At 72.1% G+C, this 15877-nt stretch carries 13 protein-coding genes; 5 read left to right on the top strand and 8 right to left on the bottom strand.

All coding sequences use genetic code 11. The features are described from left to right. Positions 1–4: 4 nt before the first annotated feature. The 5 genes from M1P99_RS24125 to M1P99_RS24105 form a co-directional block, all read right to left on the bottom strand. Entirely contained in the window at positions 5–322 is a 318-nt protein-coding gene (locus M1P99_RS24125; RefSeq protein WP_304454860.1) for an L-rhamnose mutarotase, read from the bottom strand. Between the two features lie 150 nt (positions 323–472). After that, on the bottom strand, positions 473–1543 hold the full coding sequence (gene rhaS / locus M1P99_RS24120) for a rhamnose ABC transporter substrate-binding protein (protein ID WP_304454859.1): 1071 nt from the start codon (positions 1541–1543) through the stop codon (positions 473–475). After that, positions 1540–2652 (bottom strand): ABC transporter permease, encoded by a 1113-nt coding sequence (locus tag M1P99_RS24115; RefSeq protein ID WP_304454858.1) that lies wholly within the window; start codon positions 2650–2652, stop codon positions 1540–1542. Before M1P99_RS24115 ends, rhaS begins: the two co-directional genes overlap by 4 nt. After that, positions 2636–3685, bottom strand: coding sequence for an ABC transporter permease (locus M1P99_RS24110; RefSeq protein WP_304454857.1), 1050 nt, complete (start codon positions 3683–3685; stop codon positions 2636–2638). Before M1P99_RS24110 ends, M1P99_RS24115 begins: the two co-directional genes overlap by 17 nt. After that, positions 3685–5208: a sugar ABC transporter ATP-binding protein gene (locus M1P99_RS24105; protein WP_304454856.1), complete on the bottom strand. Its 1524-nt coding sequence runs from the start codon at positions 5206–5208 to the stop codon at positions 3685–3687. Before M1P99_RS24105 ends, M1P99_RS24110 begins: the two co-directional genes overlap by 1 nt. Before the next feature lie 314 nt (positions 5209–5522). Between M1P99_RS24105 and M1P99_RS24100 the strand changes: the two genes are divergently transcribed. After that, a complete protein-coding gene (locus tag M1P99_RS24100) occupies positions 5523–6572 on the top strand; it encodes a LacI family DNA-binding transcriptional regulator (RefSeq protein ID WP_304454855.1) in 1050 nt (349 codons plus the stop codon). 109 nt (positions 6573–6681) lie between these two features. Here the strand turns inward: M1P99_RS24100 and M1P99_RS24095 are convergent, their stop codons facing one another. The 3 genes from M1P99_RS24095 to M1P99_RS24085 form a co-directional block, all read right to left on the bottom strand. Next, positions 6682–7716, bottom strand: a complete 1035-nt coding sequence (locus tag M1P99_RS24095; RefSeq protein ID WP_304454854.1) for a carbon-nitrogen hydrolase family protein — start codon at positions 7714–7716, stop codon at positions 6682–6684. A gap of 98 nt (positions 7717–7814) precedes the next feature. Beyond that, positions 7815–8735: a helix-turn-helix domain-containing protein gene (locus tag M1P99_RS24090; protein WP_304454853.1), complete on the bottom strand. Its 921-nt coding sequence runs from the start codon at positions 8733–8735 to the stop codon at positions 7815–7817. 54 nt (positions 8736–8789) lie between these two features. Further along, a complete protein-coding gene (locus M1P99_RS24085) occupies positions 8790–9782 on the bottom strand; it encodes a LacI family DNA-binding transcriptional regulator (protein ID WP_304455816.1) in 993 nt (330 codons plus the stop codon). Between the two features lie 199 nt (positions 9783–9981). On the opposite strand from M1P99_RS24085, the gene M1P99_RS24080 reads away from it, so the two are divergent. The 4 genes from M1P99_RS24080 (at position 9982) to M1P99_RS24065 (ending at position 15777) form a co-directional block, all read left to right on the top strand. Next, positions 9982–11262, top strand: coding sequence for an ABC transporter substrate-binding protein (locus M1P99_RS24080; protein ID WP_304454852.1), 1281 nt, complete (start codon positions 9982–9984; stop codon positions 11260–11262). Positions 11263–11270: 8 nt separating this feature from the next. Then, entirely contained in the window at positions 11271–12266 is a 996-nt protein-coding gene (locus tag M1P99_RS24075) for a carbohydrate ABC transporter permease (RefSeq protein ID WP_304454851.1), read from the top strand. 98 nt (positions 12267–12364) lie between these two features. Next, positions 12365–13144, top strand: coding sequence for a carbohydrate ABC transporter permease (locus M1P99_RS24070; protein WP_304455815.1), 780 nt, complete (start codon positions 12365–12367; stop codon positions 13142–13144). 248 nt (positions 13145–13392) lie between these two features. Continuing rightward, positions 13393–15777 (top strand): glycoside hydrolase family 3 N-terminal domain-containing protein, encoded by a 2385-nt coding sequence (locus M1P99_RS24065; RefSeq protein WP_304454850.1) that lies wholly within the window; start codon positions 13393–13395, stop codon positions 15775–15777. Positions 15778–15877: the final 100 nt, after the last annotated feature.

The following is a 15877-nucleotide window of genomic DNA, read 5'->3' as shown; positions in this document are numbered from 1 at the left end:
TGGGTCAGGCCAGGTGGAAGATCTCGGTGAGCGGGAGCATGCCCTCGTCGGGGCGGCCGGGCAGTCCCTCGAAGAAGGGCGCCATCTCGGCCTGCCAGCGCTCGTTGACGTCGGTGCGGGCCATCGCGGCGCGGGCCGCCTCGAAGTCCTCGGTCTCCAGGTAGCCCACGACCATGCCGTCGTCGGTGCAGAAGAGCGAGTAGTTGTGCCATCCGGTCTCGCTGAGCGCCGCGCGCATCTCGGGCCAGACGGCGGCGTGCCGTTCCTTGTACTCCTCCAGGCGCTCCTGGCGGACCTTCAGGATGAAGCAGACGCGCTGCAAGGGATTCTTCTTCCGGGTGGGCGGACGGGCGGGCACCGCGCCGAAGGCGTCCGTTGAGGGTGGACGCCCCCGCACGAAGTGCCCCTCGGCCGGTGGCGGGTGACGGGTGGGCGGGCGGGCCGCCCGGAGCGGCCCGCCCGGAGGAGGAATCTAGAAGTCGAAGTCGTCGATGTTGTCCTCGTTGAACACCGTCGGCGGGCCGAGCACGACCTCGCCGTCCTCGCCGACCGTGTACTCGCCCAGCTCACCGGCGGTGAAGGTCTCGCCCTCGGCGCCGGTGATCTGTCCGGCCTTGAGCGCGGCGCCGGTGTAGCCGGCCAGGTAGCCCAGCTCGTGCGGGTTCCACAGGGCGAACTCCTCGACGGTGCCGTCGTGGACGAACTCGCGCATCTGGTTGGGCGTGCCCAGACCGGTGATGGCGACCTCGCCCTTGTACTCGGAGTCGCTGACGTAGCGTGCCGCGGCGGAGATGCCCACGGTGGTCGGCGACACGACGCCGTCCAGGTCCGGGTAGGACTGCATCAGGCCCTGCATCTCCTGGAAGGACTCCAGGTCGTCGTCGTTGCCGTAGACGGTGTCGACCAGTTCCAGGTCAGCGTACTCGTCCTCCTGCAGGATCTCCTCCATCGCCGCGATCCAGGTGTTCTGGTTCGTGGCGTTGGGGGTCGCCGACAGGACCGCGAAGGTGCCCTCGCCGTCGAGCTGTGCGGAGATCATCTCCACCAGCGCGCGGCCGATCAGGTCGTCGGAGGACTGGTTGACGAACACGTCGGTGCAGTTGGCGTTGGAGTCGTAGCCGACGATGGCGGCGCCGTTGTCGCGGGCCTCGTTGAGGGCCGGGCAGACCGCGTCGGGGTCGTTGGCGGCGATGACGATGACGTCGCTGGCGGCCTGGCTGGCGGCGTTGATGTACTCCACCTGGGAGTCGGCGGTGGGCTCGGTGCCGCCGCGCTCGGTGTACTCGCCCGCCAGCTCCTCCACGGCCTGCGCGCCACCGGCGTTGACGATGTCGGAGTAGGGGTTGTTGAGCTGCTTGGGCAGGAAGTCGATCTTCAGGCCCTCGGGGATCTCCGCGTCGGGGTCGGCGGTGCCGGTCGGGCCGGAACCGCCCGACTCCTCGGCAGCGTCGTCGATGGTGGTGCCGCCGCAGGCGGCGGTCATCAGCACGGCGGCCGCCGTGGCGACCAGGGCCAGGTAGCGCGGGCGCAGGGGATCGATCATGACTGTTCTCCATTACGTGGACGGTCGGTGGAGCTGGGGACGGGCACGGGTGTGGACACGGGTGGGGACCCGGGTGCGCGTCTGGCGCGGACCCTGGCCACGAGGTTGGGTGTGACCACGGAGGCGATGAGGATCAGACCGGTGATGATCTGCAGGACCTCGCTGGACAGCCCGAAGAGTTGGAGCGCGTTGCGGATGGCGCCGAGCAGCACGACGCCGCACATGACGCCGAGGATCGAGCCGACCCCGCCGAAGATGGACACTCCGCCGAGCAGGACGGCGGCCACGACCTGCAGTTCCAGGCCGAAGGCCGTGTCGGCCCGGGAGGTGCCGTACTGCAGGGTCCAGAAGACGCCCGCTCCGGCGGCGACGACACCGCTGAGGGTGAAGAGCCAGAACTTGGTCCATCGGACGGGTGTTCCGGTGAACCGCGCGGCCTCGTCGTTGTTGCCGATGTCGAACAGCGAGCGGCCGACCGGGGTGGCGTGCAGCAGGACGGCGAAGAGCACGGCCAGGACCAGCACCCCCACGGCGATCCATGGCAGCCCCTCGATGCCGAGGAAGGACTCGCGGGCCCCGCTGACCCAGCTCTGCGGGTAGCTGGCCACGGCCCGGTCGCCCAGCAGGACGTAGGCCAGGCCGCGGTACAGGGCCATCGTGCCGATGGTGACGGCCAGCGACGGCAGACCCATGACGGTGACCAGGACGCCGTTGAGGGCTCCCAGCCCGGCGCCGACGGCCAGGCAGATCCACAGCGCCGTTTCGATGGGTATCCCGGACTCCCACAGCACGCCCAGGGTGGCGCTGGTCAGGGCGAGCGTGCTCGCCACCGACAGGTCGATCTCACCGGTGACGACGATGAGGGTCATCGGCAGGGCCATCAGGGCGATGGCGGCGATGCTCAGCAGCAGGAAGCTGATGTTGCGCCCGGACGCGAACATGTCGACGAACAGGGACGCGCCGAGCAGTGCCACGACGAGGGCGGCGACGACGGGTGACTCGCGCAGGGACAGCAGAGAGACGATCCGCCGGACGCCCCCGGGCCGTTCGGGTCCGGCCGCCGGAGCGGCGGCCGGACTGGTGATGACGCGTTCAGGCGCCACGGGCACCTCCTCCTCGAAGCTTGCGGGCCGTGCGCAGCGCCAGCAGGCGGTCCAGGCCGATGGCGGCCAGGATGAGCGCGCCCACCACGGCCTGCTGCCAGAACTGGTCGATCTGCCAGATGGGCAGGGCGGCGGTGATGGTGGTGAGCAGGACGGCGCCCAGAGCGGCGCCGTAGACGGTGCCCACTCCCCCGGCGATGGCCACGCCGCCGACCACGGCGGCCGCGACGACCTGCAGTTCCATGCCGGTGCCGACGGTGGAGTCGACGGTGCCGTAGCGGGCGGCGAACAGGACTCCGGCGAGCCCGGCCAGGGCGCCGTTGACGGCGAAGGCGGTGATGACGCGGCGGCCCGCGGGGATGCCGGACAGGCGCGCGGCGTCGGCGTTGGAGCCGATCGCGTAGAGCTCGCGGCCGGAGCGGAAGTTGGCCAGGTACAGGCCCACGGCCACGACGACGACCACGGCGATCGCCGCGGGCAGCGGCACCCCCAGGACCGAGACGCGGCCCAGGGACAGGAAGCCGTCCGGCATGTCGTGGGCGTTGACCTGTCCGCCGCCCGCCCACCAGTGGTTGAGGCCGCGGTAGGCGTAGAGGGTACCCAGGGTGACGACCAGTGCCGGGACCTGCACGGTGGTCACGAGCAGGCCGTTGGCCAGGCCGCAGACCAGGCCGATGAGCACGCCCGCGAGCATGACGACGGGGACCGGCAGGCCCGGGAAGGAGACGAAGAGGATGCCGGTGCCGAAGGCGGACAGGCCCATGACGGACCCGACCGACAGGTCGACGTTCTTGGTGATCAGGACCAGGGCCTGGCCGACGGCGAGGACGGCCAGGACGGTGGCGCCCAGGAACAGGTCGCGCACTCCCTGGTGGGACAGGAAGCCGGGGTTGTGCAGCCAGGTGGCCGCGATGAGGACGACGACGGCCAGCAGGACGCCGAGTTCGCGGACCTGGGGACGGCGCCGGGCGGCTCGCGCGGCGGGCGCGGGCGGCGCCCCCGTGGCCGCAGGGGTGGACGCGGTGGTGGGTGTGCTCATCAGGCGGCCTCGCTCGGTCGCTGTCCGGTGGCCGCGTACATGACCGACTCCTCGTCGGCCTCGTCACGGTCGAGTTCGGCGGTGACGCGGCCCTCGTGCATGACCAGGACCCGGTCGGCCATGCCCAGGACCTCCGGGAGTTCGCTGGAGACCATGACGATGGCCAGCCCCTCCCCCGCGAGGGTGGACAGCAGGCGGTGGACCTCGGCCTTGGTGCCGACGTCGATGCCGCGGGTGGGTTCGTCGATGAAGAGCACACGCGGCTCGGTCGAGAGCCACTTGGCCAGGACGACCTTCTGCTGGTTGCCGCCGGAGAGCGTCGCGACGGCGTCGGTGAACGCGCCGCACTTGAGCTGGAGCCGGCCGCCCCACTCCCGCGCGCTCTCGCGTTCGGCGCGGGCGCCGAGCAGCCCGAAGCGGCTGAGCAGGCGCCGGCGGGTCGCGGTGGCGTTGCGTTCGATGGAGGACTCCATGACCAGTCCCTGCTGGCGCCGGTCCTCGGGGACCAGCGCCATACCGGTGTCCATGGCGGCGCGCGGTCGGCCCGCGGGAAGGGCCCGGCCGCCGACGCGGACGGTGCCCGCGTCGTAGCGGTCGACGCCGAAGACGGCGCGGACGACCTCGCTGCGGCCCGCCCCGACGAGGCCGGCCAAGGCGACGATCTCCCCGGCGCGCACCGAGAAGGACACGTCGGCGAAGGCGCCCTGGCGGGTCAGTCCCTCGACCTCCAGGACGGTGTCGCCGAACTCGGCGTCCTCCTTCGGGTAGAGGCTGCTGACGTCGCGTCCGACCATGCGGCGTACGACGGTGTCCACGTCCAGGTCCGCGGTGGGATCGCAGGAGACGAAGGCGCCGTCGCGCACGACGGTGATGCGGTCGCACAGACCGAACACCTCGTCGAAGCGGTGGGAGATGAACAGCAGGGCCGCGCCCTCGTCGCGCAGGGTGCGGGCGACGGTGAACAGCCGTTCGGCCTCGACGCCCGAGAGTGCGGCGGTGGGCTCGTCCATGACCAGGACCCGCGCGTGGCGGGTGATGGCCTTGGCGATCTCGACCAGCTGCTGGTCGGCGATGGACAGGCCGCGCGCGGGCCGGTCGGGTTCGATCGCCACGCCCAGGCGGCCGAACACCTCGTCGGTGTCGCGGCGCATGCGGGCGCGGTCGATGGTGCCCAGGCGGGTGCGGGGCTGGCGGCCGATGAAGATGTTCTCGGCCACCGACAGGTCGGGGAAGAGGGTGGGCTCCTGGTAGATGACCGCGACTCCGGCGCGCTGGGCGTCGGCGGGCGCGGTGAACTCGGTGGTCCGCCCGTCGACCAGGACCTGGCCGCCGTCGGGCCGGTGGACTCCGGCTATGGTCTTGACCAGCGTGGACTTGCCCGCGCCGTTCTCCCCCACGAGCGCGTGGATCTCCCCGGCACGCAGGTGCAGACTCAGTCCCCGCAGCGCTCGGACGCTCCCGAAGGACTTGGTGACGTCCACCAGCGCGAGGGGCGGAGGCACTGGTGATCGGTCGTCCGACACGTGCGTCCTCCTTCTTCCTGTGCCGATCTCCTGGAGTCCAGGAGATTCGTGCAAAAACGTTTTAATATGAAATGGATGTTAAGTCCAGCACACTACCCCGTCAAGGGGAGGACGAAGAAATCGCAGGTATCACGCTGGTAACGATGCCAGGACCGCCCCTGGGCACCCCTCGGCCCTCCCGCTCGGAGGCGCCGTGTTCCGGAATGTTATTGACACGTTTCAATCCGAGTGTGAGCATGAATCAACGTTCTGAGGGCCGTGTCAGTAGCATTCGAGCGCGTCGCCCCGACCGTTCGAGCCCCAGTGGAGAACCCTTGAGTCCCAGTCCACGCGCCACCCGCCGCACGGTGGGCATCACCGAGGTCGCCCGGCACGCCGGGGTCTCCCCCGGCACGGTGTCCAACGTCCTCAACCGGCCCGAGCGCGTCGCCGCGACGACCCGCCGCAAGGTCGAGGCGGCCATCGCCGAGCTCGACTACGTGCGCAACTCCTCCGGCAGCAGCCTGCGCTCGGGCCGCAGCGGGTCGGTGGGCCTGCTGGTCCTGGACGTCACCAACCCCTTCTTCACCGAGGTCGCGCGCGGCGTGGAGGAGGAGGCCGCAGCGGCCGGGCTGGCGGTGGTCCTGCTCAACTCCGCAGAGCAGCAGGACCGCCAGCGCCGCAACCTGCGCCTGCTCGCCGAACAGCGCGCGGCGGGCGCCGTCGTCATGCCCGTGGACGACGACCTGTCCGACCTGATCTGGCTGGCCAGGCAGGGCACCGCCTGGGTGGCCCTGGACCGGGGCGACGTGTCGGAGGAGGTCGGCTGCAGTGTCAGCGTGGACAACCACGCGGGCGGGCTGGCCGCCGGACGGCACCTCATCGGGCTCGGACACGAGCGGATCACCTTCCTGACCGGCCCGTTCGCGATCGAGCAGGTGCGGCGCCGCCACGAGGGGCTGCGCGAGGCGTGCGCGGAGGCGCACCTGGACCCGGACGAGGCCGTCCGGGTGGTCGAGCAGCCCCAGCTCAACGCCGCCCAAGGGGAGCGGGCCGTCGACGCGGTCCTGGCCGGCGGTCCCAAGCAGCGTCCCCAGGCCGTCTTCTGCGCCAACGACCAGCTGGCGCTGGGCCTGATGAAGGGCCTGGGCCGGCGCGGGATCCGCGTACCCGAGGACATCTCCGTCGTCGGCTACGACAACGTCGACATCGCCGACCTCGTCCACCCCGGGCTGACCTCGGTCGCCCAGCCCAAGTTCGACCTGGGGCGCTCGGCGATGCGCCTGCTCGTCTCGGAACTGAACGACCCCGGCCACCGGCACGAGCGCGTGTGGTTCACACCCGAGCTCGTGGTCCGGGGGTCCACGGCCGCGCGCCGGTCCTGATCCGTCCCCGGCCGATCCGCTCCCCCGAGCGCGTGGCCGGGCGCACGCGCGGGGTCGGCACCCGGGCGGCGCCTCGGGGCGGGGTCGCCCCGGGGCGCCGGACGCGTCCTCAGACCGCGGCGGCCTCGTCCTCGGTCCCGGCGGCGGATCCGTGCTCGGGCTCGTCGGGGTCCGGGAAGACCGGCCCCGGGGACGCGGACGGGACACGGACCACCGAGCGGGGGCGGTCGTCCATCAGGAGTCGGAGGACGTCCGGTCGCGCGTAGTGGCCGACCGGGTCAGCGGCGTTCTTGGCCAGGTCGATCAGGCCCAGATCGATGTCGGCGAGCACCAGGCCCTCGGTGTGCTCGTCCAGGGGCTCGGTGAGCCGGCGACCGTCGGGGCCGTAGACCCGGGAGCATCCGGCCCCGGGAGAGAGCAGAGCGCGTTGGCCGTCGGTCGGAGCGAAGACCTCCAGACCCGCCGGTCCGAGGACCTGCGTGGTCGCGACCACGAAGCAGCCGCCCTCCAGGGCGTAGGTCTGGGTGACCGCCATGTTGGCCTCCTCCCCCAGGGCATGGGCGAGTCCCCTGTACAGGCCGAAGCTGGGCCAGCCCGCGACGTGCACCTGCTCGTGTTGGGCGTACATCGCGAACTTCACCAGCGGCTGAAGGTGCTCCCAGCAGTTGAGCGCGCCCAGTCGGCCGAGCGGGGTGTCGGCCACCACCAGGTCGCCGCCGTCGCCCTCCCCGAACAGGGTGCGCTCGACGTGCGTGGGCTTGAGCTTGCGGCGGTGCAGGACCAGCGCGCCGTCGGCACCGAACACCGACTGTGCCATGTACAGGCTGCCGTGGTCCTTCTCGCTGTAGCCGAGCGCCACGGTGATGCCGTGGCGCCGGGCCGCCTGGCGGATCGCCGCCAGGTGGCGCCCGTCCACGGTCAGCGAGTTGGCGTGGTAGCGGGCGATGGAGGGCATCTGCCCGGCCACCGGGCCAAGCCAGAGGAAGAGCGGGTAGCCGGGGATCCAGGTCTCGGGGAAGGCGATGAGCGCCGCGTCGCGGGCGGCGGCCTCGGCGATCAGGGCCAGGGTCTTGTCGACGGTCGCGTCCGCGTCGAGCCACACCGGCTCGGCCTGGACGGCGGCGACGCGATAGGTGCCGGACATCGTGTCCTCCTCGTTCGGGGAAGGGCGTGCGGCCATGGTCGATGGCGCACACTCCGCCCGCGAGGCGCAACGTGCACGGACGTGCGGCGTCGTGCGCACTACTCCCGCAGCGCGGAGGGGGCGATGCCGTAGCGGCGGGTGAAGGCACGGGTGAAGGTCGTCCGGTCGGGGAGGCCGACCGCCGCGGCGATCCCGGCGATGGTGCGCAGCCGCTGCCGGGGGTCGGTGAGCATCCGGTGCGCGGCACGCAGCCGCTGGTCGCGGATGTAGGCGGCCGGCGAGGTCCCGGCCTCGGCGAAGACCAGGGCCGTGTAGCGCGCCGAGACTCCGTGTTCGCGTGCCAGTCGGCCCGCGGTCAGGTCCGGGTCGGCGAAGTGGTCGCGCACGTGGGCACGCATGGCCGACAGCAGTGCCCCGCGGCCGGTGTCCGCGGGCGCTTCGGTGCCGGTCGAGGCGCGAAGGGCGGTCGCCAGCAGTCCCAGCGCGGTGTGTCCGAGTTCGGCACGCTGGTCCCCGGTCAGGCCGTCGGCGACTCCGGAGAGTTCGCCCAGGTACGCGGCCAGCACTCGGGTGGCGGGCTCCGCGGCCGGTAGCGCGCGGCCGTACAGCGCGTCCTCGCCGCAGCCGACGAGGTCGCGCAGCGCGGGCCGCGGAACCTGGAGGACGATCTCCCGGATGGGCCCGGGAAAGGCGAGTCGATAGGGACGTGTGGCGTCGTAGAGCGCGCCCGACCCGGGGGCCAGGGGCACCCGCCGTTCTCCCTGCAGCACCGTTCCCGCTCCGCCCAACTGCAACGAGAACAGGTAGAACTCGCGCGGTTCCACCCTGGTCAGGCGGGGCGTGCGCAGCACGACCGAGTGACCGCGCGAGTCGACGCCGGTCATGGTGACGCCGGGCAGAAGGACGGTCTGTTCGACGGAGCCGCGGAAGGAATCGGACACCCCGGCCAGCGCCAGAGGCACGAAACTGTCGCTGATCACCTGGGCCCACTGCTCGGGCCCCTCCGCACTCACCTTCATGCCCGGATTGTCCTCCGGCCACGTCGCGGACGGGTCACAGCCCCTGGTCGGCGCTCAGGTGGCCGCCGGCGCGGCCGTGCTGCGCCGCACCACGAGGTCGGTGGCCAGGTCCAGGCGCAGGTTGGCGGGGCGCTCCCCGCGGGCCAGGGAGAGCGCCATCCGGGTGGCCTCCTCGGCCATCTCGGTGAGCGGCTGGCGCACGGTGGTCAGCGGCGGGCCCACCCACCGGGCGACGGGCAGGTCGTCGTAGCCGACGACGCTGAGGTCCTCGGGGATGCGCACGCCCAGCTCGCGCGCGGCCTCGTACAGGCCCATGGCCTGCAGGTCGCTGCCGGCGAAGATCGCGGTGGGCGGGTCGTCCAGCCGGAGGAGCTCGCGTCCCCGGTCACGGCCGCTCTCCACGTGGAAGTCGCCGTAGCGGATCAGGTCGGGGTCCACCTCGATCCCGGCGGCGTCCAGAGCCGAGGTGTAGCCGTCGATGCGGGCCTTGCTGCACAGCACGGGCCGCGGACCGCCGATCACCCCGATACGCCGGTGGCCGAGTTCGATGAGGTGGCGGGTGGCGGCCAGGCCGCCGTTCCAGTTGGCCGAGCCCACCGCGGGCATGTCCGGCCCGGGGTCCCCGGCCGGGTCCACGACCACGAAGGGGATGTCGCGGGCGGCCAGGCGGGCGCGCTGTTCGGGCGCCAGGTCGGAGAAGACCAGGATCGCCGCGGTGGACTGGCGCGCCAGGACGGCGTCGACCCAGGCCTCGCGGGGCGTCTGCTCGCCCCCGGACTCGGTGAGCACCACGCTCAGCCCCTCGGCGCGCGCGACGTTCTCCACACCGCGGATGACCTCGATCGCCCAGGCGCTGTCGAGTTCGTGGAAGACGAGGTCGATCATCGAGGACCGGCCGCCGCCGGGTCCGCGCCGACGGCGGTAGCCGTGCCGGCGGATCAGCTCCTCCACGCGCGCGCGGGTCTGGCTGGCCACGTCGGCCCGGCCGTTGAGGACCTTGGACACGGTCGGCACCGAGACACCGGCGGCTTCCGCAATTTTCGAGATGGTGACCGGCTCCGAGAGCGTCGATCCTTCGGGTCCGGGGGTCGGGTCTGCACTCACGTCGCCTGATACTACGCGCTTCCGTGCGGTTCGGCACGAGGCATCGCAACCGACCCGGTATTGACGCCTCTCGTTGCGTCGGCGTAAATTCGGGCCACGCAGATATCGAAATACCATCCGATAGTTTCGGAAGAGGTTGCCCATGACCACCCCCCGAGTCGTCGCAGCAGGCGCATCCGTTCTGGCCCTCCTCACCGCCACCGCGTGCGGAGGAGGCGGAGGCGGTGCCGCCGCGGACGACACCATGCACGTGTGGATGTACCAGGACACGCTGGTCGTCGTGCAGGAGGCGGCCGTCGAACGCTTCAACGCCGACTCCGACGTCCAGGCCGTCATCGACGAGGTCCCCGGTGACAACTACGAGGAGCGGCTGCGCACGGCCATGGGCTCCAGCGAGCAGCCCGACGTCTTCTTCAACTGGGGCGCCGGGAGCATCCAGCCCTACGTCGACCAGGACATGCTGATGCCGCTGGACGACCTCCTGGCCGAGGATCCCGAGCTCGCCGACGCCTTCATCCCCTCCATCCTGGAGGCCGGGAAGGTCGACGGCGTCCAGTACGGCATCCCGCTGCGCGGCACCCAGCCGGTGATCCTCTTCTACAACGAGGCCGTGTTCGAGGACGTCGGCGTCGAGCCGCCGCAGACCTGGGAGGACATCCTCGACCTGGTCGACGCCTTCGACGAGGCCGGGGTGACCCCCTTCGCCCTGGCCGGGGCCGACCCCTGGACCGAGCAGATGTGGCTGCAGTACCTCGTGGACCGCATCGGCGGCCCGGAGGTGTTCGAGCGCATCCACGGCGGCGACATGGAGGGCTGGCGCGACCCGGCGGTCCTGGAGGCCGCCGAGACCGTACAGGACCTGGTCGAGCGCGGCGCGTTCGGCGACGCCTACGCCTCGGTCAGCTACACCGAGGGCGGCGCCTCCACGCTCCTGTCCGAGGGGCGGGCCGCCATGCACCTGATGGGCTCGTGGGAGTACTCCACTCACCTGGACCAGGACCGCGCCTTCGCCGAGGACGACCTGGGCTACACCGTCTTCCCGCCCGTGCCGGGCGGTGAGGGCGACCCGGCCAACGTCGTGGGCAACCCGACCAACTTCTTCTCCGTCACGGCCGACACCGACCACCCCGAGCAGGCCCGCGAGTTCCTGGGCCACACCTCCCGGGAGGAGTACGTGGCCGACATGGTCGCCAACGGCGAGGTCCCCACCACGACCAACGCCGAGGCAGCCGTCGCCGACAGCCCCAACCCCGAGTTCGCCGCCTTCCAGTACGAGATGGTGCGCGACGCGCCGCACTTCCAGCTCTCCTGGGACCAGGCGCTGCCCCCCGAGACCGCCACGCCGATGGTCACCGAGATCGAGTCGCTCTTCAACGGCCAGAGCACGCCCGAGCAGTTCGTCGACGCCCTGGCGGCCCTGTGACCGGCTCCATGACCGGGACCGACACGAGTGAGACCTCGATGAGAGCCCTGCCCCAGAACCGCCCCGCCCGGTCCGGCCCCGCGCCGGCCGCGCCCGCCCCCTCCCCCCGCAGGGCGCGCCCCGTGCGCCACGTGGGCCGACCGGGCGGGGCCTGGGCCCTTCCGGCCCTGCTGTACTTCGGCGTGTTCGCCGCGCTGCCCATGGTGCTGGTGGCCTACCTGTCCCTGACCTCCTGGGGCGGGCTGGGCACACCGGAGTTCATCGGCCTGGAGAACTGGTCACGGCTGGTCGAGGACCCCGTCATGCGCCGCGCGGTGTGGCTCAGCCTGGTCCTCACCGTGCTGAACTGGATCGTCCAGACCCCCATCGCCCTGCTGCTGGGGGTCTGGGCGGCCGGCCCGCAGCGCAACCGCGCCGTCCTCTCGGCGGTCTTCTTCCTGCCGCTGCTGCTGTCCTCGGCCGCCATCGCCATCATCTGGCGGGCCCTGCTCGACCCCAACTTCGGTCCGCTGGCCTGGCTCGGCCCACGGCTCGGCCTGGAGTCGGTGGACGTGCTGGGCGGGCCCACCAGCGCGTTCGCGATGATCGTGTTCGTCACCGCCTGGCAGTTCATCCCGCTGCACATGCTGCTGTACCAGGGCGGCGCGCGCCAGATCCCGGCCTCCCTGTACGAGGCGGCCCGCATCGACGGGGCGGGGATGCTGCGCTCGTTCTGGCACATCACGCTCCCGCAGCTGCGGCACACCGTCACCACGTCGTCGGTGCTGATGGTGGTGGGGTCGCTGACCTACTTCGACACGGTGCTGATCCTCACCGGCGGAGGGCCGGGCACCGACACCACCATCGTGCCGTTCCTGATGTACCGCGCGGGCTTCCGCAGTTGGGAGCTGGGCTACGCCAGCGCGATCGCCTTCACCCTCGTGGTCGTGGCGACCGTCATCGCCCTGTTGCTCGTCCGCTTCACCGGCTTCGGCACGATGCGCAGCACCCGGGAGGGCCTTTGAGCACCACGACCACCCGGCCCCGGACGACCGGGGCCGTCCGGACACGCCCGTCCGCCGCACACCGCCGGCGGCCCAACCTCCTCGCGGGAGCGGGGTCCCTGCTGTGGCTGGCCGTCGTGGGCGTGCCGCTGTACGCCCTGCTCGTGGCCACCTTCCAGCGCAGCGAGAACTACACCTCCGAGGGGCCGCTGACGCCGCCGAGCGACCCGACCCTGCACAACTACGCCACCGCGATCGAGAACGGACTCCTGGGCTTCGTGCTCAACACCGCGATCGTCACCCTGGCCGTGGTGGTGATCGTGGTGGCGCTGTCGGCGACCGCCGGGTACGCCGTGGTGCGCTCGCGCACCCGGTGGACCAACGGGGTCTTCCGCGCCTTCCTGCTGGGGCTGGCGATCCCGTCCCAGGCGGTCATCATCCCCGTCTACCTCATCATCGTGGAGATGGGCCTGTACGACTCGCTGACCGCGATCGTGCTGCCCACGGCGGCGTTCGCGCTGCCGGTCTGCATGCTGATCCTGGTCGGGTCCATGCGCGACATCTCCGAGGAGCTGTACGAGGCCATGGCCCTGGACGGCGCCGGATCGGTGCGCACCTTCGTCCAACTGGTGGTGCCGCTGTCCAGGCCCGGGCTGAGCACCGTGGCGGTCTACTCCGCGCTCCAGGCGTGGAACGGCTTCCTGTTCCCCCTCATCCTCACCCAGTCGTACGACAAGCGGCTCATCACGATGGGGCTCTTCGAGTTCCAGGGCGAGTACCGGGTCGACGTGCCCGGCCTGCTCACCGCCGTGGTGCTGTCCACCGTTCCGCTCTTCATCGTCTACCTGGTGGCACGCCGTTCGCTGGTGGCCGGGCTGATGGGGGTCGGCGGCAAGTGAGCCACGCGCCGCCCACCCGTCGCCCGCCATCGCCCGTGGGGGCGCGCTGCGCGACGAGAGCCGGGCTACCACCGTCAACCGACGCTGACGCGACACCAACCCCCCGTCGCCCGCCACCGCCCGTGGGGGCGCGCTGCGCGACGAGAGCCGGGCTACCACCCTCAACCGACGCTGACGCGACACCAACCCCCCGCCACGAGCACTCCCGAGGCTCCGCGACCCGGAGCACCCTGACAGAGAGAGAGCAGATGACGCGCCCTACCGACTCCCCGGCCCTCGACGTCTGGCGCGACCCCGCGCTGCCGACCGACGACCGCGTCGACCACCTGCTGGGCCGGATGACCCTGGAGGAGAAGGCCGCGCAACTGCGCGGCCTGTGGGTGGGCGCGGACGACAGCGGCACCGGGGTCGCACCCCACCAGCACGACATGGTCGAGGAACCGCCCGTGTGGGAGGAGGCGATCGCCGACGGGCTCGGCCAGCTCACCCGGCCCTTCGGGACCGCGCCGGTCGACCCGGCCGTCGGGGCGCGCTCCCTGGCGCGTTCCCAGCGCGAGGTCGCGGCGGCCAACCGGTTCGGGATCCCCGCCCAGGTGCACGAGGAGTGCCTGGCCGGCTTCACCACCTGGAAGGCGACGGTCTACCCGGTCCCGCCCGCCTGGGGCGCGGCGTTCGACCCGGACCTGGTGGAGCGGATGGCGGCCCAGATCGGTGCGGGGATGCGCCGTGTGGGCGTGCACCAGGGGCTCGCCCCGGTGCTGGACGTGGCCCGCGACCTGCGGTGGGGGCGGACCGAGGAGACGATCGGCGAGGACCCCTACCTCGTCGGCACGATCGCCGGCGCCTACGTGCGCGGGCTGGAGTCGAGCGGGGTCGTGGCCACGCTCAAGCACTTCGTGGGGTACTCCGCCTCGCGCGCCGGCCGCAACCTCGCCCCCGTGCCGGTCGGTCCGCGCGAGTTGGCCGACGTGCTGCTGCCGCCGTTCGAGATGGCACTGCGCCACGGGGGCGCGAGGTCGGTCATGCACTCCTACACCGACAACGACGGGGTGCCGGCGGCGGCCGACCGCGGCCTGCTGACCGGTCTGCTCCGCGACACCTGGGGCTTCGAGGGCACGGTGGTGGCCGACTACTTCGGGGTCTCCTTCCTGCGGACCCTGCACCGGGTGGCCGAGTCCGAGGCGCGGGCGGCCGCGCTGGCCCTGACCGCCGGGGTGGACGTGGAGCTGCCGACGCTGCACTGCTACGGCGCCCCTCTGGTGGCGGCGGTCCGGGCGGGCGAGATCCCCGAGTCCCTGGTGGACCGGGCCGTCCGCAGGGTGCTGCGGCAGAAGTGCGAGCTGGGCCTGCTGGACCCCGACTGGGATCCCGAGGCGGGCGGCACGGCGGCGGAGAAGGGCGGGGTGGACCTGGATCCGGCACCGCAGCGGGACCTGGCCCGGCGCCTGGCCGAGGAGTCGGTGGTGCTGCTGGCCAACGACGGCGTCCTGCCGTTGTCGACGGGCGGGACGATCGCGGTGGTGGGCCCCAACGCCGACACCGCCGAGGCGATGCTGGGCTGCTACTCCTTCCCCAGCCACGTGGGGGTGGCCCATCCCGGGCTGCCCCTGGGCGTGGAGATCCCCACGCTGGTGGAGTCACTGCGCGCCGAGCTGCCCGACACCGGCATCGTGCACGCGCGCGGCTGCGGGGTGGACGACGGCGACACCTCCGGCATCGCCGAGGCGGTGGCGCTCGCGCGCGGGGCACAGGTGTGCGTGGTCGTGCTGGGTGACCGGGCCGGGCTGTTCGGCCGCGGGACCTCGGGTGAGGGCTGCGACGCCACCGACCTGCGCCTGCCCGGGGCGCAGCGCGACCTGGTGGCCGCCGTGGCGGCCACGGGCACACCGGTCGTGCTCGTGCAGCTCGGCGGGCGCCCCTACGCGCTGGACGGGCTGAGCGACCGGGTGGCCGCGGTGGTGCAGGCGTTCTTCCCCGGGGAGGAGGGCGGTCCGGCGGTGGCCGGTGTGCTCTCCGGTCGCGTCAATCCCAGCGGCCGGATGCCGTTCGGGCTGCCGCGCGATCCGGGCGGTCAGCCCTCGACGTATCTCGGTCCGCCCCTGGCCGGGCGCAGCGAGGTGAGCTCGGTGGATCCCACGCCGCTCTTCGCCTTCGGCCATGGGATGTCCTACACCGACTTCTCGTGGTCGTGCCCGGCTCTGAACGGGGCCGCGCAGAGGCCGGACGAGGCGGCCCCGGAGGTGGCCACCGACGGGGAGGTCGCCGTCGCGTGCACGGTGCGCAACGACGGTCCGGTCGCGGGCACCGAGGTGGTCCAGCTGTACCTGAGCGACCCGGTGGCGGCGGTGACGCGCCCGGTGCGGCGGCTCATCGGCTACGCGCGGGTCGATCTGGAGCCGGGTGACGAGCGTACGGTGGAGTTCACGGTCCACGCGGACCTGGCCGCCTACACCGGTCCTGACCTGCGCCGGATCGTGGACCCGGGTGACCTGGAACTGAGCCTGGCCGCGTCTTCCGCAGATCCGGGTTTCCTGTTCCGGATCCGTCTGCGCGGACCGGTCCGGGAGGTCGGACACACCCGTCGCCTCCTCACGGAAAGCAGAATCCTCCGCGAACCCGTCCGCGCCTCCTGACACCAGCGAAGCCTCCCGTGACCTGTGCGTCGCCGCTTGACTACCCCGTACAGGCCCTGGAACATTCACGCTGTTTCGATCATCAGACCGCTTGAACCCT

This window comes from Nocardiopsis sp. YSL2 (assembly GCF_030555055.1).
GTDB lineage: Bacteria > Actinomycetota > Actinomycetes > Streptosporangiales > Streptosporangiaceae > Nocardiopsis.
Note: the sequence above shows the minus strand (reverse complement) of the source record. Positions and strands in the feature narration are given on the sequence as shown.

Excerpts from the sequence above, each read along its gene's own strand:
- M1P99_RS24110 (WP_304454857.1), bottom strand. The coding sequence starts at position 3,685 with ATGAGCACACCCACCACCGCGTCCACCCCTGCGGCCACGGGGGCGCCG.
- M1P99_RS24075 (WP_304454851.1), top strand. The coding sequence starts at position 11,271 with ATGACCGGGACCGACACGAGTGAGACCTCGATGAGAGCCCTGCCCCAG.
- M1P99_RS24080 (WP_304454852.1), top strand. The coding sequence starts at position 9,982 with ATGACCACCCCCCGAGTCGTCGCAGCAGGCGCATCCGTTCTGGCCCTC.
- M1P99_RS24065 (WP_304454850.1), top strand. The coding sequence starts at position 13,393 with ATGACGCGCCCTACCGACTCCCCGGCCCTCGACGTCTGGCGCGACCCC.
- M1P99_RS24095 (WP_304454854.1), bottom strand. The coding sequence starts at position 7,716 with ATGTCCGGCACCTATCGCGTCGCCGCCGTCCAGGCCGAGCCGGTGTGG.
- M1P99_RS24090 (WP_304454853.1), bottom strand. The coding sequence starts at position 8,735 with ATGAAGGTGAGTGCGGAGGGGCCCGAGCAGTGGGCCCAGGTGATCAGC.
- rhaS (WP_304454859.1), bottom strand. The coding sequence starts at position 1,543 with ATGATCGATCCCCTGCGCCCGCGCTACCTGGCCCTGGTCGCCACGGCG.